Annotated in this window: 20 protein-coding genes; 10 read left to right on the forward strand and 10 right to left on the reverse strand. The window is 48.0% G+C overall.

The features are described 5' to 3' along the window. Nucleotides 1–38: 38 nt before the first annotated feature. Nucleotides 39–212 carry a hypothetical protein gene (locus Q0460_RS02390; protein ID WP_299084365.1) on the forward strand — a complete coding sequence of 58 codons (174 nt, stop codon included), beginning with the start codon at nucleotides 39–41 and terminating at the stop codon, nucleotides 210–212. A 361-nt stretch (nucleotides 213–573) separates the two neighbouring features. On the opposite strand, the gene Q0460_RS02395 is transcribed toward Q0460_RS02390, so the two are convergent. The 6 genes from Q0460_RS02395 to Q0460_RS02420 form a co-directional block, all read right to left on the reverse strand. Then, nucleotides 574–999: a TOBE domain-containing protein gene (locus Q0460_RS02395; RefSeq protein ID WP_299084368.1), complete on the reverse strand. Its 426-nt coding sequence runs from the start codon at nucleotides 997–999 to the stop codon at nucleotides 574–576. 472 nt (nucleotides 1,000–1,471) lie between these two features. Further along, the gene (locus Q0460_RS02400; RefSeq protein ID WP_299084371.1) at nucleotides 1,472–1,828 is read right to left on the reverse strand and encodes a DUF488 domain-containing protein; all 357 of its coding nucleotides are present in this window, start codon (nucleotides 1,826–1,828) and stop codon (nucleotides 1,472–1,474) included. 20 nt (nucleotides 1,829–1,848) lie between these two features. Then, nucleotides 1,849–3,195, reverse strand: a complete 1,347-nt coding sequence (gene purF / locus Q0460_RS02405) for an amidophosphoribosyltransferase (protein ID WP_299084374.1) — start codon at nucleotides 3,193–3,195, stop codon at nucleotides 1,849–1,851. A gap of 73 nt (nucleotides 3,196–3,268) precedes the next feature. Further along, nucleotides 3,269–3,439: a nucleotidyltransferase domain-containing protein gene (locus Q0460_RS02410; RefSeq protein ID WP_297950239.1), complete on the reverse strand. Its 171-nt coding sequence runs from the start codon at nucleotides 3,437–3,439 to the stop codon at nucleotides 3,269–3,271. A 29-nt stretch (nucleotides 3,440–3,468) separates the two neighbouring features. Next, nucleotides 3,469–4,230: a 4-hydroxy-tetrahydrodipicolinate reductase gene (dapB, locus tag Q0460_RS02415; protein WP_299084376.1), complete on the reverse strand. Its 762-nt coding sequence runs from the start codon at nucleotides 4,228–4,230 to the stop codon at nucleotides 3,469–3,471. A gap of 50 nt (nucleotides 4,231–4,280) precedes the next feature. Further along, nucleotides 4,281–7,643 (reverse strand): DUF748 domain-containing protein, encoded by a 3,363-nt coding sequence (locus Q0460_RS02420; RefSeq protein ID WP_299084378.1) that lies wholly within the window; start codon nucleotides 7,641–7,643, stop codon nucleotides 4,281–4,283. A 65-nt stretch (nucleotides 7,644–7,708) separates the two neighbouring features. On the opposite strand from Q0460_RS02420, the gene Q0460_RS02425 reads away from it, so the two are divergent. From Q0460_RS02425 to carB, 7 genes are read left to right on the forward strand one after another with little or no spacing between them, the layout of a single operon-like run. Next, on the forward strand, nucleotides 7,709–8,842 hold the full coding sequence (locus Q0460_RS02425; protein WP_299084380.1) for an epoxyqueuosine reductase QueH: 1,134 nt from the start codon (nucleotides 7,709–7,711) through the stop codon (nucleotides 8,840–8,842). A 33-nt stretch (nucleotides 8,843–8,875) separates the two neighbouring features. Beyond that, the gene (fabZ, locus tag Q0460_RS02430) at nucleotides 8,876–9,325 is read left to right on the forward strand and encodes a 3-hydroxyacyl-ACP dehydratase FabZ (protein WP_299084382.1); all 450 of its coding nucleotides are present in this window, start codon (nucleotides 8,876–8,878) and stop codon (nucleotides 9,323–9,325) included. Continuing rightward, entirely contained in the window at nucleotides 9,325–10,113 is a 789-nt protein-coding gene (gene lpxA / locus Q0460_RS02435; protein ID WP_299084384.1) for an acyl-ACP--UDP-N-acetylglucosamine O-acyltransferase, read from the forward strand. Before fabZ ends, lpxA begins: the two co-directional genes overlap by 1 nt. Beyond that, nucleotides 10,113–11,351 carry an ATP-dependent protease ATP-binding subunit ClpX gene (clpX, locus tag Q0460_RS02440; protein WP_299084386.1) on the forward strand — a complete coding sequence of 413 codons (1,239 nt, stop codon included), beginning with the start codon at nucleotides 10,113–10,115 and terminating at the stop codon, nucleotides 11,349–11,351. Before lpxA ends, clpX begins: the two co-directional genes overlap by 1 nt. 9 nt (nucleotides 11,352–11,360) lie before the next feature. Continuing rightward, a complete protein-coding gene (locus Q0460_RS02445; RefSeq protein WP_005869818.1) occupies nucleotides 11,361–12,395 on the forward strand; it encodes a rod shape-determining protein in 1,035 nt (344 codons plus the stop codon). Further along, nucleotides 12,388–13,137, forward strand: coding sequence for a rod shape-determining protein MreC (mreC, locus tag Q0460_RS02450; protein WP_298956648.1), 750 nt, complete (start codon nucleotides 12,388–12,390; stop codon nucleotides 13,135–13,137). The genes Q0460_RS02445 and mreC overlap by 8 nt, the downstream gene beginning before the upstream one ends. Then, nucleotides 13,137–16,400 (forward strand): carbamoyl-phosphate synthase large subunit, encoded by a 3,264-nt coding sequence (gene carB / locus Q0460_RS02455; protein ID WP_299084389.1) that lies wholly within the window; start codon nucleotides 13,137–13,139, stop codon nucleotides 16,398–16,400. The genes mreC and carB overlap by 1 nt, the downstream gene beginning before the upstream one ends. A 145-nt stretch (nucleotides 16,401–16,545) precedes the next feature. On the opposite strand, the gene Q0460_RS02460 is transcribed toward carB, so the two are convergent. The 4 genes from Q0460_RS02460 to Q0460_RS02475 form a co-directional block, all read right to left on the reverse strand. Continuing rightward, nucleotides 16,546–16,980, reverse strand: coding sequence for a hypothetical protein (locus Q0460_RS02460; protein WP_299084392.1), 435 nt, complete (start codon nucleotides 16,978–16,980; stop codon nucleotides 16,546–16,548). A 67-nt stretch (nucleotides 16,981–17,047) separates the two neighbouring features. Next, the gene (locus Q0460_RS02465; RefSeq protein WP_299084395.1) at nucleotides 17,048–17,440 is read right to left on the reverse strand and encodes a hypothetical protein; all 393 of its coding nucleotides are present in this window, start codon (nucleotides 17,438–17,440) and stop codon (nucleotides 17,048–17,050) included. Nucleotides 17,441–17,457: 17 nt separating this feature from the next. Next, entirely contained in the window at nucleotides 17,458–17,757 is a 300-nt protein-coding gene (locus Q0460_RS02470) for a hypothetical protein (RefSeq protein WP_299084398.1), read from the reverse strand. 451 nt (nucleotides 17,758–18,208) lie between these two features. Beyond that, nucleotides 18,209–19,099, reverse strand: a complete 891-nt coding sequence (locus Q0460_RS02475; protein ID WP_299084400.1) for a peptidylprolyl isomerase — start codon at nucleotides 19,097–19,099, stop codon at nucleotides 18,209–18,211. 84 nt (nucleotides 19,100–19,183) lie between these two features. Between Q0460_RS02475 and gltX the strand changes: the two genes are divergently transcribed. Together gltX and Q0460_RS02485 are read left to right on the forward strand one after the other, a co-directional pair. Continuing rightward, on the forward strand, nucleotides 19,184–20,563 hold the full coding sequence (gene gltX, locus Q0460_RS02480; RefSeq protein WP_299084402.1) for a glutamate--tRNA ligase: 1,380 nt from the start codon (nucleotides 19,184–19,186) through the stop codon (nucleotides 20,561–20,563). Between the two features lies 1 nt (nucleotide 20,564). Continuing rightward, complete coding sequence (locus Q0460_RS02485; RefSeq protein WP_299084403.1) at nucleotides 20,565–21,821, forward strand: malic enzyme-like NAD(P)-binding protein; 1,257 nt, start codon at nucleotides 20,565–20,567, stop codon at nucleotides 21,819–21,821. Nucleotides 21,822–21,838 lie beyond the last annotated feature (17 nt).

Raw genomic sequence — 21,838 nt, forward strand, 5'->3', positions numbered from 1 at the left:
GCCCGCTACCCGCGGCTACGAGCCGAAATTTTACGAGAGTGATTTTATTTGTAGAATCTACATCTACGCCTTTTAACGAGCCGATCGGTTCGATGATCTGTCCGTGCCGCTATCTATCGGTGGGCGCGGTTAGCGCGTGCCGCTATGATCTAGATCAGCTCACTCTTGGTGTGGACATCTACGCGAGGATCGGTCATTACCGAGCAAAGTAGCGCCGTAGCGAGCGTGAAAATATGAAAGCACATTGCTATAAGCGAGCGGGCAGAGTGAAGAGGGGTCTGCGTTTCATAGATATCTCGTGCTAGTGGGGCTTGCGTGCTGCATAGATGCAAAGCCTGCGCGAAACGCGCACTGCGGCAAATAGGGCAAGACTGCTTTTGGTGTGATTGGGGCTGGATGTCGCGCGGGGTGTATCTGCGCGCATGAGAGAAAAGACCGCTTACGGCGCTATTTGAGCTGCTACGAAATTTGATTTATCAAAAAAGATTTTTGAGGAAGGAGTGAAATTTATAAAATTTCATTCCTTGATTTTGCGATGTTTAAAGCGTGCACATCGGTTCGCACAATGCAGGATTATTTTACGCCGACTATGATTTGAGTAGCTTTTATGATCGCGGTTACTTCGTCGCCGACTGCTAGCGCCAAATTTTTAACAGATCTGTTTGTGACGATCGCGCTTAGATTCTCACCGCCTGCGGTTCTGACATCGATTTCAGCATTGATTGCGCCCTCTTTAACGGCGGTAATTTTGCCTTTTAGTTGATTTGCAGCACTTAGGCGAAGATCGTTTTCTCCCTTTGAAATGATGACATTTGGGGCTTTAAATAAGAATACCGCCTCTTTGCCTGCTTTTAAATCCAAAGTTTTTTCAGAATCAACCGTCACGGTCGCTTTTAACACGTCGCCGCCTCTGGTTTTAGCTGTGATTAGCGAATTTACCGCACCTGTTTTTACGTCGCCGATTACGACGTGAAGCTGATTTCTAGCACTGATTGCCATTGTTTCTCCTTGTAAAAAATTACGAGCAATGTTAGCGGCAAATCCTTAAATGAAATTTAAAAATGCTGCGTGTAATAAACTAATTTGATTTGTTGCGAATTTATATTAAGCTCGCTTTTTAAATTCTTAGCTTGCATTATGAAAAATAGCGCTAAAAAATAGATGAAATTCTAAATTTGCATATATTAAATCGGGTCATTTTCCTTGAAATTTTTATTCGCTTTTTATAAAATTCTGCGTTTTTTAGAGTTCTGACGCAAAATTTAGCGTTTGTTTTGCGCATCTGCGAAGTGTACATCCGGATAGAAAATTTATCTCAAATCGCGTCTGGCAAGGCTTTAAGAGCGCTCCGCTTAAGCCTTGTTCGCTGAATTCTATGCCTCGCACATTGGTTTTCCGAGTGGATTGGCGAGCGAGGCGATTTTACATTTGCTTTAAAATACAGTTAGCGGTGCGCTTTGAGCGCAAAATTTCAGCGCACCTTGCTTTGCAGAAAATCGCGCAGAATCATCGCATGGTTGCAGTGCTCGTCTTTTGCAGCGTATAGTAGCGTGACGATCGGCTCGTTTTTAACCTTTTTCAAAAATTCAGCTACGGCGGGATTTTGCTCAAGTTCAGCCAGGTAAAGCTCCTTAAAATGCGCGAAATTCTCAGGCTTATGCGCGAAAAGCTTGCGTATCTCGGTGCTAGGCGTTATATCTTTTGCCCACATATCAAGTTCCAGCGCGTCTTTTTTTACGCCGCGCGGCCACAGTCTGTCGCAAAGTACGCGAAAACCATCCCCTTCCTCTGCGCTCTCATAAACGCGCTTAATCTTAAATTTTGTCATAGTTTACTCCTTTGAATTTGCTAATCTTTGATGAAATAATCGCCGTCGAAGCTTACGAGTGAGTACTTGCGCTCGCTTCCAAGCGCCTCTACGAGATCCGGTACGCTAAGAAACGTGAGGCTGTCGGCGCCTATAAATTTGCAAATTTCATCTGTGCTCATATTTGCGGCGATCAGCTCGCGCACGCTCGGCGTGTCGATGCCGTAGCGCTCGGGGTACTTTAGCTCGGGGCTTGCGATACACATATGCACGCGCGCTGCGCCTGCATGGCGCAGAAGCTCGACGATCTTTTTGCTCGTGGTGCCGCGCACGATGCTGTCATCGATCACCGCGACGCTCTTGCCGTGTAGTGCCGCACCGATCGGATTTAGCTTGAGTTTGACCTTTAAATTTCGCACCTCTTGCGTCGGCTCGATGAAGGTGCGGCCGATGTAGTGGTTGCGCACGATCGCCATCTCAAAGGGGATTTTGCTCTCTTGCGCGAAACCTAGCGCCGCCGGTACGCCGCTATCGGGCACGGGCACGACGAAATCGGCTTTTAAACCCCCGCATTTTCGCGCGAGCGCGCCGCCCAGTTTTTTTCTGACCTCATATACATTTTTGCCCTCTACGACGCTGTCTGGGCGCGCAAAGTAGATGTATTCAAACGCGCAAATTCTAGCCTCCGCGGCTTTTAAAATTTCAAGCGAGCTAAACTCATCCTTGCCCTCTTCGAAGATCACCATCTCGCCGGGCTTCACGTCGCGGACGAATTCGGCTCCTACGAGATCAAACGCGCAGGTTTCGCTCGCGACGATGTAGCCACCGTCTTTGAGTCTGCCGATACTGAGCGGACGCACTCCGTAGCGATCGCGCACGGCAAACATCTTCGAGCGGCTTAAAATCAGAAGCGAATATGCGCCCACGCACTGATTCAGAGCTTCGACGATACGGTCTTTTAGATGCTCCTGCTTGCTGCGTGCGATGAGATGCAAGATGTTTTCGGTGTCCATGCCGGACTGAAAGATCGCCCCCTCGCTTACGAGTTTGCGGCGAATTTCGTCTTTATTAATCAAATTTCCGTTATGAACGATCGAAATTTCGCCTAGCGCGTAGTTGCCCGCAACAGGCTGCGCGTCTTTCAGGCTGTCTGCGCCCGCGGTGCCGTAGCGGTTGTGGCCGATCGCGATGTTGCCCTTTAAAATTTCAAAACTCGCGAGGCTAAAAACCTCCGTCACGAGCCCTGTGGCTTTGATCGTTTTGATGTGATGGTTGAAGCTCGAGCTGATGCCGCTTGCCTCCTGGCCGCGGTGCTGCATGGCAAAAAGCCCGTAATACGCGGTTTTAGCCGCACCTTCGGAATTTATGACTCCCACGATTGCGCACATTTTCTAACCTCTTAAATTTTATTTTTTAGAAATTTATCTATATTTTGTTTTATCATTGACGGCTTGCCGTCCGTCATGTTGCCGGCGCCTCATCAAATAGATCGGCTGAAATTTTAAACCTCTCGGCGATATTCGCTCCGCCTTTGGCGTAGCTACCAAATAGTCCGACTTTGTAAATTCCAAAGCTTTCAAGCTCGGGCTTTAGCTCGCGCAAAAAATTTAAAATTTCATCTTTGGTTGGCATTTTTTCCTCTTAAATTTAGCCGCAAAGGTCTAGATTCCTAAGCAGTCGTCTATGCCGTAAAGCCCGCTATTTTGGGGCGCTAGCCAAACTGCGGCCCTTATCGCGCCTCTAGCAAAGGTTGCGCGCGAAGTTGCCGTATGATTTAGCTCGATAAATTCGCCATCTCCGTAAAATCCCACCGTGTGGCGCCCGACTATATCGCCTCCGCGCAGCGACATCACGGCGATCTCGTCCTTGCCGCGCTCGCCGATGAGCCCGTCGCGACCACTTACGCGCACGTCTTTTAAGCTTAGCTCGCGCTCGCTCGCGGCGCTTTCCGCAAGGCTCATCGCCGTGCCGCTCGGGGCGTCTTTTTTGTGGCGGTGGTGCATCTCTAAAATTTCGCAGTCAAAATCGCGCAGGCTCCTACTAGCAAGCGCTACGAGTTTGTTTAGCACCGCAACGCCCAGGCTCATATTCGTAGCGTGTAGTACGGGCATTTTTGCGCTGCATTCGCGCAGTAGCCGCTCGCCCTCATCGCCCAGAGCCGTTGTGCCGATGCAAAGCGGCTTTGGATGCGAAAGCGCAAATTCCATTAAATTTATTGCGCCGTCTCGGATCGTGAAGTCTATCACGACGTCGCAGCCGCTAAAAAGCTCGTCGTAGCTGCTCGTTACGGCGCAGCTGGGCGTATAATCAAGCGGCGCAATCGTGTAGATTACGCTTGCTCGCGCCTGATCGAAATTTTTCAGGCATTCGTAGATCATCGTGCCCATTCTGCCGCTTCCGCCGTGAATTCCTATATTTATCATCGCCGTTCCTTTAAATTTAGTCCGCTTAGTATAGCCAAATTTTGCTTACACTACCTCTCTACGCTGAGACTTAGCGGGATAAAGCTGTTTTGTTTAAGCTCGGCTTCGCTCGGCTTTTTGATCTCTATGCGAGAGGCGCTTACGCCGCGCTGCACGAGTGCCGCTTGCACGGCAGTCGCCCTGGCAAGGGCTAACTCATCAAGACGCGAACGGGTAAATTTCTGCGCCCCTATCAGCTCCTCCATCGCCTCATCGCCGCCGGATTTGATGCCGTATTTGATCTTAAGCGCCGCTATGGCTTCGTCCGTGGAGAGGCCTTGTTTATTGGACATCAGCGTGAGGGTATTTTGCAGCGAGCGCCTTTTAAACTCGTGAGTATCGAGCTTTTCGTTATACGCAGAGTTTAGAATGATCTTAAGTTCGGGCTTGGCTTTTGCGACCTTGGCTAAATCATCTATTTTAGAGTTTTCGCTGATTAAAATTTCGCTGCTCGCCGCCTCAAAATCGATACTTTCGAGCTTTTTCGTATCTACGCCCGCGATCTTTCCCATAAATCTAAACGGACTTAACACGATATCCGAGAGCAGCTTTTTGATTGCGCCCCAAACCAGCGCGCCGTAGCTAAATTTCGGATCGCTCAGCGTGCCGCTTAGAGGCAGGCTAATATCGATCTGATCGTCGCTGTCCTTTAGGATCGATACCGCTAGCCCGATCGGAAGGCTCAGCGCATCCTTGCTCTGCACCTCTTTGCCGAGCTTGAAGCGGTCTAAATTTAGATCATTGCTTGCGTTTAGCTTGCCATCGTCGATTTTGTAGGCAAGTTTTAAATTTAACTTGCCGCCCGCGATTTCATTGCCGATATATTTGGCGGTATAGGGCGATGCGGGCACAAGCGGAATCTCCTTTAAAACGACGTTTATGTCGCTTTTGCGTTTAAAGTCCAGCGGATAGGCGCGCGCCGTGATGCTCGCTAACCCGCTTCCGCTTACGAGCGAGCTAAGCTTGATATCCGCCGCTCGCTTCGGGCTGATCTCGCTGATGCTTGCTTTCATATCGCTGATGCGCAGTTTAAAGGGTGTTGCTAGACTCTCATCAGTGAAATTTAAACTTCCGCCGCTAAGCGAGATATTTTTTACGCTCCAGGCAAAGTTTGCCTTGCTTTTTGCGGATCTTCTAGGCGCAGCTTGGGCGGGCTTTGCAGTCTGCTTTAGCTGCGCGGCGGGCTTTATCAGTGAAGTTAAATTTAAACGCCTATCTTTATTTAGCGAGATATTTGCCGCGGGCGAGCCAAGAGTGATCTTATTTAGCGTGAGAGAGCTTGGGCTTAGCGTGATTTGCGCGACATTCAGCGACGCAAGGGAGAAAATTTTATCCCTGCCCGAGCTTAGCGCCAAGCCCTTGCCTGAAAGCTTTGCTTCGAGCGATAATGCGTTTGAAAGCTTCAGCTGCCCTTGCATAGCGAGCTCGCCTGCGATGGAGCCCGTGATAAATTCCGCCGCATATTTGTTAAAGACGCCCAAGTTCGGCGCATTTAGGCTGAAGCTCACGCCCGCGTTAAGCGGCGCGATGCTAGCCTTGCCGTCCGCGTTAGCGGTGATTTCGCCCGAGATAAGGCTTGCTTTGATGCCGAAGGGCTCGGCGAAATTTGAGCTTAGCCCGCTTAGCGTGGCGCTGAAATCCTTGATCTCGTGCACGTTGTTTTTAACGATAAAGCTCTCGCCGATCTTAGCCTTTGCGCCCGTTACGGAGGCCTCGCCGATCTTAAATTTTAAAGCGGGGCTTTTGGCGGGCTTTTTAGAATCCGAATTTGCGCCGCTTGCCGTAGAGTTTACATCCGCCGGGTTTGTATCGCCCACGCTCGCCGTTTTTTTAAAGCTCGCGTGATTTTTAGAGATTGCGTTTAAGATCGCCAGATCGTTTATGCTTTTGGCGCCGTTAACGCCCACTTCCGAGTTGAAAAACGGCTCGTTTAGCAAAATTTTATCCACGCCCAGATCGAGATCCGCGACGTTAAATTTCACCCCTTGCACGCCGAAGCTTTCAAATCCGCTAAAAATTCCGTTTTTGTTTGCTATTTTGGAGTTTGAAATTTTAGCAAACTTCAGACTTGCGCCGTTTTGCATGCCCTCTTTGTCGTAGCTAAATGCGCCCAGCTCGGTTGCGGCGACCGAAATTTTATCGCTGCGTGCTAGCGTAATCTGCGTATCCGCGATACTAAAGGCGCCAAAACCCGTATGAAGGGCCGTATCGTTACCTTCGGCGTTAAATTTTAAGAAATTTTCCGTGATTTTAGTATCGTTTGAGACGACCGAAATTTGCGGGTTTGCAAAGCTTGAGCGGTTTAGATCTACGCTTTTTACGGCGGAGTTTAGCCGCAAGTTTGCCCCCGTTTTATTAAAATCCAGCGCAAAATCCGCGACCCGTGCGCCCTCAAAACCCGTGGAAATTTTAGTTTCGTTCATATCGTATTTTGCGCCTGAAACTAGCACTTGCGGGATTACCACTTTGCCTGAAATTTCATTCGAGATGTCCGTATTCAGCTCAAAGCTCGGGATTTTCAGCGAGTCTAGCGAAATTAAGCTTTGATCTTGCAAAATTTCTAGGCTTTGCAGCTCGAGCTTTGAGTTTTCAAGCGCAAATTTTATATTTTCATCGATGCTCAATCGGTAATTCAGCTCGGCGGAAAGGAAGCCGTTTTTAAACCGCACGCCGCTAGGATCGAGGTATGATAGCCAAAACGGATCGATTTTCAGTCGCGAGATATCTACCTTGCCGTGTAGACGAAGAGGCGCCAGGTCGATGGCTCCATCGAAGCTCAGCGCGTCGTATGTACGCGAAACGGCGCTTAAATCGTGCTCGCCGATCGTTTCATCCTTTAAATTTAGTCCGTTGATCTCATAATTTAGCTCGGTCGAAATGAGCGAAAATGGCCTTTTTAGGGAGTTATCGACGTAGCCCAGAGAGCCGCGCTCGATCTTAAAATTATTCAGCGTGACGTTGAAGCTGGAGTTTTCATCCTTGTTTTCGCTCTTTTGCTCTGAAAGTAGCGGCTCAAAATTGAAGGTGCCGTTTTGCTCGCGCTCGACGTGAAATTTAGGGGATTTAAGATGTAAAATTTCTACCGCGAGAGTCTTTTTAAAAAGCTTTGAAAAACCGATTTTTAAATTTATCTCATCGGCGCTAAACAGCGGCTTAAAGGTGCTAAGCTCCGGCTTGGTAACGTTTAGCTCGTAGGTAAAGGGGTTAAATTTAGCATCTTGCACGCTAAAGCTTGCTCTGCCCTCTAAAATTTTAGGCAGCGCCTTTTCGATAAAAAGCGGCACGCCGAAAAAGCCCGCAAGCACGTAAAATAGCGCAAATCCGCCCAAGCCGCAAGCAAACTTACGCCAGTGTTTTATAAAAAAATTTTTCATTTTTCCGCTCATTAATTTTGATAGCGTAAAATTATATCCAAAAATTTCGTGCAAAGGGTTAAATTTTGCTGGTTCACATCTGCTGCTCGGTCGATTGCGATTATTTTTTGCGCCGCTTAAAAGAGCTCACGCAAGAGCCGCTAATAGGCTATTTCTACGATCCAAACATCCACCCCTATGGCGAATATGTTCTTAGAATGCACGACGCGAAGCGGGTTTGCGAGAATTTAGGGATTAAATTTATCCCGGGCGAGTATGATTTACAGGGCTGGCTAGACGGCGCGCGCGGGCTTGAAAATGAGCCCGAGAAAGGCGCGCGCTGCGAGTTTTGCTTTGATTTTCGTATGCAAAAAACGGCCGAGCTCGCGCTAAGTTTGGGCCAGCGTAAAATCACCACGACTCTTCTTATGAGTCCCAAAAAATCGCACTCTCAGCTCTGCGCCTCGCTACAGCGCATTTGCAAGCGCTACGGACTGGAGTTTATCGCGCCCAATTTTCGTAAAAACGGCGGCACGAACGAGCAGTTTGCGCTTGCGAAAAAAGATGCGCTCTATCATCAAAACTACTGTGGTTGCATCTATGCGCTTACGGCACAGCGGAATGAGCAGCGAAAGACCGAGCGGAATTCGGGCGGAATTTTGACGGCGGATTTGAGACGAAATTTAGCCTGCGATGCCGAAATTTACGAGCTAATGTCGCCGATTGATCGGCAAATCTTGCCCGCTTCGGTAGAGGAGAAATTGAAATTTTACAAAAAGCTTTGCTCGCTCGAAAAAAAAGGTGTGAAATTTAACGTGCTGCGCGATCGGTTTTTAAACTACCGCTTGTTGCGCGCATGGATTAAATTCGACGGCGAGGTTGTGCCTTCGTTTGTGCTATTTGGCTCGCATTTTACGCGCGAAAACGTGAAGTTTAACGTGGAGCGGGATTGTGAAATTTTTTGCAGCGGCAAGGGGGAGATTAAAATTTTAAACCTGGCGAAATTTAACGAAATTTCAAGATCAAATTTCAAAAGTGTATCCGAAATGCTAAAAAATCCGCCGAGTCTCGCGCGCCAAAATAAAACTCGCGTCGCCCTGTGCGCTGCGGGCTCGCTCTCGCCGATCATCGTCACGGACGAGATAAGAGCCGCCAAAGTTCAAATTTACGGGCTCTCGCGCATATTTTTAGATGTTAGGGAAATTTTAGTAAGAATTTGATAAGATTCTAAAATTTCTAAAAAAGGCAGATCAATGATAGATATAAACGAAATTCTCTCCATCCTACCTCATCGTTTTCCGTTTTTGCTGATAGATCGCGTCGAAGAGCTCAGCATAGGCGAAAGCATCAAGGCCTATAAAAACGTAACCTACAACGAGCAGATCTTTCAGGGTCACTTCCCAGGCCATCCGATCTATCCGGGCGTAATGATAATCGAGGGCTTAGCGCAGGCAGGCGGCGTGCTGGCGTTTAAGAGCATGGAGAAAGACGGCGCCAATTTAAGCGATAAGGTCGTGTATTTTATGAGTATCGACAACGCTAAATTTAGAAACCCGGTCCGCCCCGGCGACAAGCTTGAGTATCGTATCAGCGTAATCAAACACCGCGGACGCATCTGGGTGCTAAAGGGCGAAGCCTACATCAACAACGGCGCCACATTGGCTGCGCAGGCTGAACTTCAAGCGATGATAATGGATAAATGATGGCTAAAGTTCACCACACGGCGATCATCGAGGACGGCGCCCAGATCGGAGCCGAGGTTGTGATCGAGCCGTATGCTTTCGTAAGCGCGCAGGCCAAAATTGGCGACGGCTGCACGATCAAGCAGGGCGCGCGCATCATCGGAGATACGCAAATCGGCAAGGGCTCTAAAATTTTTTCATACGCTATCGTGGGTGAAATTCCGCAGGATATGAGCTTTGAAGATGGCGAGCGCACGGGGCTAATCATCGGCAAAAACGCTACGATTCACGAGTTTTGCACGATCAGCTCGGGCTCGCATAAGGGCGACGGATTTACGCGCATCGGCGATAATCTATTTATGATGGCGTATTGCCATATCGCGCACGATTGCGTGCTGGGAAGCAACATAATCTTAGCCAACAACGCCACGCTCGCAGGTCACGTCGTAATGGGCGATTATGCCGTTATCGGCGGGCTTACCCCGGTGCATCAGTTCGTCCAAATAGGCGAGAGCTGCATGATCGCAGGGGCTAGCGCGCTTAGTCAGGACGTGGTGCCGTTTTGCCTAGCCGAGGGGAATCGCGCCTATATCCGCGGGCTAAATTTAACGGGCATCCGCCGCCGCTTCGATAAAGAGACGGTCGAGACGATAAATCGGGCGTATAAATTTTTATTCAACCAGGGTGGGGGCTTAAAGGAGCAGGCGCAAATTTTATTAAACGAAACGAGCGATCAAAACGTGCGCAAGATGTGCGAGTTTATAATCAACACAAAACGCGGAATTCCGCTAGATAAGGGTAAAATTTAATGGCAAATAAGTGCAGTTTTTGCGGTGAGACGGACGCGGACGGGCGTCGTATCTATCCTAACGACGACGGTACGGCGGCTATCTGCAGCTATTGTATCGATATGGCATACGCCGCCATCCACGGCAGCGAGGGCCAAAATGAGGCGATACAAAATCAAAATAAAGAGATCGATTTCGAGGCTATCAAGCCAAAGGCGCTGATGGAAGTGCTAAATCGCTACGTCATCGGTCAGGAGCGCGCTAAGAAAATTTTTAGCGTCGGCGTTTACAACCACTATAAAAGAATTTTCAGACAGACCGACGCAAAGGGAGACGATACCGAAATTTCAAAATCAAATATCTTACTTATCGGACCTACCGGCAGCGGTAAGACGCTTATGGCGCAGACCTTGGCGCGATTTTTGGACGTGCCGATTGCCATTAGCGACGCTACGAGCCTAACGGAAGCGGGCTACGTCGGCGAGGACGTAGAAAATATCCTCACCCGCCTTTTGCAGGCCGCGGACGGCGACGTAGAGAAGGCGCAGCGCGGTATCGTATTCGTAGATGAGATCGATAAGATCGCGCGAATGAGCGAAAACCGCAGCATCACGCGCGACGTAAGCGGCGAAGGTGTGCAGCAAGCGCTGCTTAAGATCATCGAAGGAAGCGTCGTAAATATCCCTCCAAAGGGCGGCCGCAAGCACCCAAATCAGGACTTCATCCAGATCGATACTACTAATATCCTATTCGTCTGCGGCGGCGCGTTCGACGGGCTAAACGAGATCATCAACCGCCGCATCGGGCAGAACGTGCTAGGGTTTAACCAAACAAAGCGCAGCAAGAAAGAGAGTTTAAATTTACTAAATATGGTTGAGGCTGACGATCTCGTGCATTACGGCATAATTCCAGAGCTCATCGGGCGTTTGCACGTAGTAGCTACGCTAAATGAGATCGACGAAAAGGCGATGGTCAGAATTTTAACGGAGCCGAAAAACGCGATCTTAAAGCAATATCAAAAGCTCTTTGCGATAGACGGCGCAAATTTAAAATTTGACGACGACGCGCTAAGGGAGGTCGCGAGCCTTGCGATTAAGCGCAAAACCGGCGCGCGCGGGCTTCGCAGCATAATCGAGGAGATCATGATCGATATTATGTTTGATCTGCCTGAGCTTAAAGGCTATGACGTCATCATCTCGAAAGAGGTCGTAGACGGCGTCTCCAAGCCGATACTTGTAAAACAAAATTTAACTGCATAAAGGGGATAAATGTTACTTGATTCGATTCTAGGATTATTTTCCAGAGATATGGGTATTGATCTAGGCACGGCAAACACGCTCGTGCTGCTAAAAGATAAAGGCATCATCATCAACGAACCGAGCGTCGTCGCGGTACAAAACGAACGCTACGGCAAGCAAAGGATCATCGCCGTGGGTGCTGAGGCTAAAGAGATGCTCGGGCGCACTCCGGGCGATATCGAAGCGGTGCGCCCGATGAAGGACGGCGTTATTGCGGATTTTGATATGACGGAGAAGATGATTAGATATTTTATCGAAAAGACCCACAAGCGCCGCTTTTTCGTAAGCCCGCGTATCATCATCTCGGTACCTTACGGGCTAACTCAGGTCGAGCGCAAAGCCGTGCGAGAAAGCGCGATGATAGCGGGCGCACGCGAGGTTTATCTAATCGAAGAGCCGATGGCTGCGGCGATCGGTGCGGGTTTGCCGGTCAATGAAGCGCGCGGCTCGCTGGTCGTGGATATCGGCGGCGGTACCACTGAGATCGGCGTTATCTCTTTAGGCGGTATCATCAGCGCCAAATCCGTTCGCGTCGCGGGCGATAAGATCGACGCTAGCATCGTTAACTACGTCAAGGAAAAATATAGCCTGCTTATTTCGGAGCGTGCGGCCGAGGAGATTAAGATCAAGATCGGTACGGCGGTGCAACAGCAAAAAGATCTTACCTACACGGTCAAAGGAAAAGACCAGATCAGCGGGCTTTTAAGCTCGGTCGATCTTACGAGCGAGGACGTTAGAGAGGCGATCAAAGACTCGATCAGAGAGATTGCAGACGCGTTAAAATTTGTCCTTGAAAGCATTCAGCCGGAAGTCGCCGCCGACATCGTTGAAAACGGCGTCGTGCTAACGGGCGGCGGCGCGCTCATTCGCGGATTAGATAAATATCTAAGCGACACCGTAAAGCTTCCGGTTTTCGTCGCGGACGAGCCGCTGCTTTGCGTCGCAAACGGCACGGGAAAAGCCCTAGAAGAGATCAAATCGCTAAAACAAGCGGCAAATGACTAATCTCAAACTCCTCCTCGTCGCGGTTTTGCTGGTAGCCGTTTCGTTAACGTTCGGCTCGTATATCCACGGCAAGTTCGTAGGCTTTGCGGGAGGAATTTTAGAGGTTTATTACGGCGTGAGCGATCGGGTAAAAAGCGCCGTGAACGAGCATTTTAACCAGGCAGAGACGATCAAAGCTCTACGAGAAGAAAATGCCGAGCTAAAAAAATCGGCGATGCTGCTTAGTACGTTCGCAGGCGAGCTGAATAAAATTTTGATCGACAAAAACAGCTCCGTTTACGAGCCCAAAGTCCAGCTCGTAAAGGCGCTAAGCTACGCGAATCTAAACGACTACAACAAATTCTTCGTAAATTTTGAAAATTTTAACCCAAACAAAATTTACGGCCTCATCAGCGAGGGCAAGACCGCAGGAATTTTAGTAAATAAAGACGGGCGCCCGCTTGCGATCTTACAGCGCGACGAGAAGAGTAATTTCTCTGTTTTCATAGGAGATGCTCAAATTCCTGGCGTCGCAGGCGGCGAGAATAACGAGCTCGTAGTTAGATACATCCCACAATGGCTCGATCCCAAGGTAGGCGATGAGGTATTTACGAGCGGGAAAGATGAAATTTTCTTTGCCGGCGTGCCGGTAGGGAAGGTTAAAGAGATTCAAAACGGAAAGTTATACAAAAGCGCCGTCGTAGAGCCCTACGTGAGCTCCGAGATGCCGGCGTTTTTGTATGTCGTTACAAAGGAAAATTGATGCCCAAAAGAGATGATATTAAGACGATTTTACTGATCGGTAGCGGTCCGATCGTAATCGGTCAGGCGTGCGAGTTCGATTACAGCGGCACGCAGGCTGCCAAGACGCTAAAGAGCCTCGGATATCGCGTAGTGCTAATAAACTCTAATCCCGCCACCATTATGACCGATCCCGATTTTGCCGACGCTACCTATATCGAGCCGATCACCAAAGAGAGCATTTTGCGTATCATAAAGCGTGAGAGCGTCGATGCGATCCTGCCTACGATGGGCGGACAGGTCGCGCTAAACGTCGCGATGGAGGCTTACGAAAGCGGCGAGCTAGCGGGGGTGAAATTTCTAGGCGCCAAGCCTGAAGCGATCAAAAAGGGCGAGGATAGGGTAAAATTTAAAGAGGCGATGATTAAGATCGGAATGGATCTGCCTAAATCCAAATACGCCTACAATATCGAAGAGGCGATGGCTGCGGCGAATGAGATCGGCTTTCCGCTCATTATCCGCGCCAGCTATACTCTAGGCGGCGCAGGTAGCGGCGTAGCGTACAATATCGACGAGTTTAAAGAGGTCGCGCAAAATGGGCTAGACGTGAGCCCGATAAATGAAATTTTGATCGAAGAGAGCCTGCTTGGATGGAAAGAGTTCGAAATGGAGGTGATCCGCGATCATAAGGACAACTGTATCATCGTCTGCTCGATCGAAAATTTCGACCCGATGGGGGTGCATACGGGCGATAGCATCACGGTTGCGCCCGCTCTTACGCTTACCGACAAAGAATATCAAAGGATGCGCGACGCGAGCTTTAAAATTTTACGCGAGATCGGCGTGGATACGGGCGGCTCAAACGTGCAGTTTGCGGTAAATCCGCAAACGGGGCGGATGATCGTCATCGAGATGAACCCGCGCGTAAGCCGTAGCTCGGCTCTCGCGTCCAAAGCTACGGGCTATCCGATCGCTAAGGTCGCTACGATGCTAGCGGTGGGCTTTAGCCTGGACGAGATTAAAAACGACATCACCGGTACGCCTGCGAGCTTTGAGCCGGTGATCGATTATATCGTGACTAAAATTCCGCGCTTTGCGTTTGAAAAATTCCCCGGCGCAAACCCCTATCTCGGCACTGCGATGAAAAGTATCGGCGAGGTAATGGCGATCGGGCGCAGCTTTAAAGAGAGCATTCAAAAGGCGCTGTGCTCGCTGGAGAAGGGCTACTTCGGCTTCGTGGAATTAAATTTGAGCGAAAAAGATCTCATCTTCGGGCTTCGCAACGCGCAGCAAGATAGAGCTTTATACATCGCTCAGGGCTTTAGAGCGGGCATGAGCGTAGATCAAATTTACGAGCTTAGCAAGATCGATCGCTGGTTTTTGAGCCAGATCGAGCAGATCGTAAAATTTGAAGAGCGCATCGATATGGAGATCATCAATGATGCAGCGCTTTTAAGGCAGGCCAAGAGCTGGGGCTTTAGCGATAAGATGATCGCAAATTTGATCAATAAAAAGGACAATCTGGGCCTTACGCAAAACGACATCCATTTTGCCTGCGCCAGACAAGGCATCGGCCTTGAATACAACGAAGTAGATACCTGTGCGGGCGAGTTTGCGGCGCTTACTCCGTATCTGTACTCCAGTACCAACATAACGCCCGCCATCGCAAGCCGTAAAATTTCAAAAGATAATAAAAAGGTCCTCATCATCGGCGGCGGTCCGAACCGCATCGGGCAGGGCATAGAGTTTGACTACTGCTGCGTGCACGCCAGCTACGCTCTGCGCGATATGGGGATCACTACAATAATGTATAACTGCAACCCCGAAACCGTCAGCACCGACTACGACACGAGCGATATTTTATACTTCGAGCCGATCGATTTCGAGCACGTTAGAGCGGTCATCGAGGCCGAGAACCCCGACGGCGTGATCGTGCATTTCGGAGGCCAAACGCCGCTAAAGCTCGCCAAGCGCCTAAGCACCGTGGGAGCCAAGATCATCGGCACGAGCGCGCGCACGATAGACGTAGCGGAGGATCGCAAGAAATTTAGCGAGTTTATAGCAAGTATCGGCGTTAAGCAGCCCAAAAACGATACCGCTATAAGTGAAGCTGAAGCGATCGAAAAGGCTGCTGCGATCGGCTATCCCGTACTCGTGCGCCCTAGCTACGTGCTAGGCGGTCGCGCGATGCGGCGCGTGCACAGCGAAGCCGAGCTTAGGCAGTATATGAGCGAGGCGGTGCGCGTGAGCGATCACTCGCCGGTGCTTATAGATAAATTTTTACTTGACGCGACCGAGCTTGACGTCGATGCGATCTGCGACGGGCGCGACGTATATATCGGCGCGATAATGGAGCATATCGAGGAGGCGGGCGTTCACAGCGGCGATAGCGCGAGCATCCTGCCGCCGCTTAGCCTAAGTGCGGAAATGATCGATCTGGTAAGCCGCCAAACTAAAGAGATCGCGCTAAATCTCGGCGTCGTAGGGCTTATGAATATTCAATTCGCGATTTTTGGAAATGAGCTTTACATCATCGAGGTAAATCCGCGCGCGAGCCGCACCGTGCCGTTTGTAAGCAAGGCGAGCGGAATTCCGATGGCTAAGGTCGCTACTCGCGTGATGTGGCAAGGAGGCTTACGCGAGGCTTTGAAATTTTACGATGAGTTCGGCGTGCTGGTTGAAGAGAAGGGAATTTTAAAGCCGCGTATTAAAAATTATATCTGCGTCAAAGAAAGCGTCTTTCCTTTCAACAAGCTTGCGGGCGCGGATCTGATCCTGGGGCCTGAGATGAAAAGCACCGGCGAGGTGATGGGCATCGGCGAAAATTTCGCCAAAAGTTTCGCTAAATCTCAAATTGGCGCGAGCAACGCGCTTCCAAGCGGCGGCAAGGTATTTTTGTCGCTAGCCGATCATGACAAGCTGCGGGCTGTGGAGCTTGCGCGCGCTCTTACGAGTGCAGGCTTTAGTATCGCCGCTACTAGCGGCACTCACAAGCTGCTGGGCGAAAACGGCGTGGAGTGCGAGTTTGTCTATAAAATCAGCGAGGGTCGCCCAAATATCGAGGACAAGCTCAAAAACGGCGAAATTTCGCTCGTCATCAACACCAGCGATAGCAAATCAAACTCTACCGATGCTGCGAAGATCCGCCAGAGCGTGCTGCGCTTTAGACTGCCGTATTTTACGACGATGAAGGCGGCGATCGCGGCTACGCGCTCGATCTGCTCGATAAAGGACGAATCCGCGCTCGAAGTTAAAACGCTGCAGGAGTATCTAAGCGGCAGATAGCATCTTACAAGAATCATAAATTTAATCATTGAGTATTTTGGCTTAGTGGTTAAATTTTACGATTTAAAATTCTAGGGATATGAATATATAAGTCAAAATAAGTTTTTGTAGTGCATATTAGAAATCAGCGCATATATATCAGATATTAAAATCCTCGTCGTCGACACAGCTCATCGTTCATTACTATTGAGAAAAGCATCTCGTTATCGAGATAATATGTCTGATAAATATATTTAATGCCAGCATCTTTTGCTTTCGAGCCATCACTCAAGCTCATATTAAGAATTCTACAGCTCCTATCTACTATATCGTATTTATTTTTGTTGTTATGAAGAAATATACTATATAGCCTTTGCTTATATTTTTCTCTATCTATATTTGGTGCAGTAATATGAAATGTGTATTTGATCGTTATAGTATCACTTTTACAGACTAAAATAGGGAACATAGTAGCAATTTCACCAACCTCTTGTTTTAAATCATAATCACTCATGATCTGAACTGCAATATTTTGATTGCATCCGTCATTAGCAAATGAAATGCTGATCCCCAATAGAAGAAAAAATATTGTTTTACGCATTTTTTGACCCTTCTGTTATTTGCATATATTTTCCACGCTATGGTTACTAAATAAATTTTTAGATAATTCAATAATCATATTTTTTGCAAAAATTGTCATCTACCGTAACTATATAAAAAGGCTCGTTGTTGCCAAAAAAGTATATAAAATTTGCTTTTCGGTTTAAACCTAAATCCTGAAAAGCGTCCAAACCAGGACAGATTGAATCAGCTGCGATTTTATCAAGTTTTCCTTCTACTTTTAAATACGCAGCTTCTTTTTTAGATATTTTTTTAGATCTTTTCAAATCGGTACCGGTCATCATTGTACTATTTTCGCAGAAAAAAGCAGTATATGCTTTTCGTTCTTGTAAGAACGAGTTATTATCTACTAGAAGTTTTTGTACCTCTTTATTATCGCATGCATCATAAGCGAACGAAGCGCCGATCGTCAATATAAGAGAAAATATTATTTTGCGCATAGCGTAAAACCTTAAAATTATTTATCAGCAGAAAATTCGCGCAAGCTCGCTAAAGTTTTACCTCTTTGCTCGTTAAGCTCAACGCATATTTCTAAAACATTGGAGAATTTTTCAAATGCGGTTTTTAGTTTATTTGTATCTTCATTGTTACAAAAAAACGACGTCAATTGCTTATCTCCCATATAGATATCTACTGAATTTTGCGGATATTGTGAATTCTCCATCTTCGTAATTCTTAGTTTTATTCCCTCAGAATATTGGGTGACGATGTTCATAACTTCAGATTTATCCGCTCTTTCTTTGATGATTAGTTTCAAAGTGATCTCCTTATTTAAAATTTAAATTATGATACCCCCCCCCCCTACAAAATGCTTAAATTTAGAAATATTAATTTTAAATTTTTATTGCGTTTGCCAATAATTTTTATATCAAAGCATAGAGTAAATGAGAGTTTTAACGCTTAGATTGGTAGTTAATTCGTAAGCCGGTATTGAAGTAGATATCGGATATAGAAATTTATATAAATCTTGGTAATTAAAGATTTTTCTAAAAGTTTTAAAACCTCAACAAATTATACCGTTATTTACTTACAAACTCGGTAAAATCACTGATTATTATCGCTAGGCACCTTTAAAATTTGAACTTAAATTTCACGTTTTTAGAATTCTTATTAAAACTGAATGCCATTAAGGCTGCTAATTTATATTTTCTCGCGATAGCATATCTTAAAATTCCGATTAAATTTAACGCGGCGGCGGATTTTAAAATTTACTGCCTTTTTTGCACTTTGACTTTTGGAGCGGTTTTTGCGCCTTGCGCTTTTGCCTGTGGACGCTCGATAATGCGGATATTAGCGTTTGAGCGAAGTCTGTCGTTGAACTCGGTGATCGCCTTTTTGCGCTCAGAGGTTACGTAGCCTTCGATCGCCTTGTCTTGCACGCTATCAAAATCAAGTGTACGAAGCCCTTTTTTGTCATTTACATAAAACATCTCATATCCGTTGCGCGTAGGAATGATCGGCGAAAATTTACCCTGCTCGACGTTTGTGACGATGTATTTTAGCCCCTCATCCATTTGATTGGCCTTGAGGGTGCCCTTCATCACATACACGTCGCTTGGGTGGAGCTTCGGATTTGCGCGGATCTTATCGAGCGGAGCCTGAGATTTTGCGATATAGCGGGTGAGCGTGATGCTATCGAAGGTTGTAAACAAAGAGCTATTTTGCGTGTAGAATTTTTTGACATTTTCGGGGGTCGTGCGGTGCTGTACGTCTGCGAATATTGAGCCATAGAGCTTTTCTTCAAGCAGTGTACGGCGGATATTTGCTTTAAAGTCATCGTAGTTTATACCTTGCTTTTGCACGGCGGTTTTGAGCTGGTCTAAGCTAAGCTTATTTTGATCGGCGATCGCTTTGAGTCTCGCGTCGATCTCCGCGTCATTTACCGCGATGCCGCGGCGTTTAATCTCGGATTGTTGCAGCTTTTGCCCGATTAAAATTTCCATCGCAGCTTGCGGCGAAGCGCCCGTTAGTTTTTGAACTTTGGCTAGTTCGTAGCCGGTGATGGGCTCATTATCTACCACGGCGATGACGCCGTTTACTACTTCGGCATTTGCACAAACGGCACATATCATTGCGGAAAAAAGCAGTTTCTTTATCATTTTTAACCTTTATTTAGTCTTTTTGCTTTATAATTACAAGATCGCGATTATAACATTAAATGGTAATTTTTGCAAAGGAATTTTATGATAGTAACTCGTTTTGCGCCGAGTCCTACGGGATATTTACATATCGGCGGACTTAGAACGGCGCTTTTTAGCTACCTCTACGCTAGAGCAAACGGCGGCAAATTCCTGCTGCGTATCGAGGATACCGATCTGAAGCGCAATTCGCAGGAGGCTGCTAAGGCGATCGAGGAAGCTTTTAAGTGGTGCAATCTGGACTATGATGGGCAGATCGTGTATCAAAGCTCACGCTTCGATCTTTACAAACAATACGTCCAAAAGCTGCTAGATGAGGGCAAAGCGTATAGATGCTATATGAGCAAGGATGAGCTAGACGAGCTGCGCGCGCAGCAGGAAGCTCGCAAAGAGCGCCCGCGCTACGATAACCGCTATCGCGACTTTACAGGCACGCCGCCTGCTGGGATCGAGCCTGTAGTGCGTATAAAAGCCCCGCTTAGCGGAACGATAGAATTTAACGACGGCATCAAGGGTGAGATAAAATTTAATGCCGTCGATATTTTGGACGATTTCATCATCGCCAGAAGCGACGGCACGCCTACGTACAACTTCACGGTCGTGATCGACGACGCGCTGATGGGTGTCACGGACGTGATCCGCGGCGACGATCATCTAAGCAACACCCCGAAGCAGATCGTGCTGTATAACGCGCTAGGCTTTAAAATCCCGAAATTTTACCACGTCGCGATGATCAACGGCACAGACGGCAGCAAGCTAAGCAAGCGCCACGGTGCTACCGACGTGATGGAGTACAAACGTATGGGCTATCTACCGCAAGCTCTGCTAAATTTCTTAGTGCGCCTGGGCTGGAGCCACGGGGATGATGAAATTTTTAGCATGGAGGAGATGAAGCGATATTTCGATCCTAACCATATCAGCAAGAGCTCCAGCACCTTCAATCAAACCAAGCTTGAGTGGCTAAACGCGCATTATATTAAAAACTCTGACGACGACGAGCTTGTCTTGCAGCTTGTGGAATTCGGCGTCGATATCCGTTCGCACGCGAAAAAACATCTCATCGCGCAGCAGTACAAACAGCGCGCAAAGACGCTAGTGGAGATGGCTGAGGGCATCAAGGCTCTTCTAAACCGCCCGAGCTGCTACGACGAGAAGGCGTATAAGAAATTTGTAACCGAAAGTTCGCTAAGCTTACTCGCAAAATTTTCGGATACCCTAAGCGCAAATTTAAATGCAAAGGAGTGCGAGGAGGAGACGATGGAGTTTTTGGACGCAAATGGCGCCAAGCTAAAGGATCTTGCCCAGCCGCTGCGCGTTGCGATCACGGGAGGAAGCGTAAGTCCGTCGATTTTTGAAATTTGCGAAATTTTAGGAAGCGACGAAGTTAAAACGAGAATTTCAAATTTAATCAAAAAAGGATTATAAAATGGCTAAAGTAAACGTTGAAGCGGCTTTGAAGTACCACATAGGCGGTAAAATCGGAACGAATGTAAAAACACCCTGCGCTACGGCGGAGGATTTGGCGCTTGCATACACGCCGGGCGTCGCGGAGCCTTGCAAGGTGATCGAAGGTGATCACGAGGCTGCGTTTAAATACACGAATAAAGCCAATCTCGTAGCCGTTATCACTAACGGCACGGCGGTTTTGGGCCTCGGAGATATCGGCGCGATCGCCGGAAAGCCCGTAATGGAGGGCAAGGCGGTTTTGTTTAAAAAATTTGGCGGCGTAGATGCCTTCGATATCGAAATCGATGAAAAAGATCCTAAAAAGATAATTGAAATTTGCAAAGCGCTTGCGCCTACGTTCGGCGGTATAAATTTAGAGGATATCAAAGCTCCCGAGTGCTTCGAGATCGAGCGCGAGCTGCAAAAAGCCGTCGATATCCCCGTCATGCACGACGATCAGCACGGCACCGCGATGATTACGGGCGCAGGGCTAATCAATGCAGCCCTCATCAGCGGCAAAAAGATCGAGGATATGAAGATCGTAGTCAGCGGCTCGGGCGCTGCTGGCATAGCGTGTGCAAAGATGTATCGTAATTTAGGCGCTAAACATATCATAATGCTCGATTCCAAAGGAGTGATCCATAAGGGCCGCACCGATCTTACCGAGCAAAAGAAAGAATTTGCCCTAGATACCGCAGATCGCACGCTAGAGGACGCGATGAAGGGTGCGGATATGTTTTTAGGACTTAGTAAGCCAGGAATTTTAACCAAAGAGATGGTAAAGACTATGGCGCCGCATCCAATCATTTTCGCGCTTGCAAATCCGGTACCCGAAATTTATCCAAGCGAGGTCGAGGAAGTAAGAAACGACGCGATCGTAGGCACGGGCAGAAGCGATTTTGCAAATCAGATCAATAACGTTTTGGGCTTTCCGTATATCTTCCGCGGCGCGCTTGACGTAAGAGCCAAAAAGATCACCGAAAATATGAAGATTGCGGCGGCGCGCGCGATGGCGGATCTTGCTCGCGAAGAGGTTCCTGCGGAAATCCGCAAGATGTTGGGCAAGGATAACTTAAAATTCGGTAAAGACTACGTGATCCCAAATCCTTTCGATCCGCGCGTATTTGCCGTGATCTCGACGGCGGTCGCAAAAGCTGCGGTAGATGACGGCGTCGCTCGCGTCAAAGAGTTCGACGCTGCGGATTATAAAAAGAGCCTGGAAGCCAAAAAGCTATGATTTTTTGCTCCCGCACG

It is taken from the genome of uncultured Campylobacter sp. (assembly GCF_937980635.1).
Lineage (GTDB): Bacteria > Campylobacterota > Campylobacteria > Campylobacterales > Campylobacteraceae > Campylobacter_B.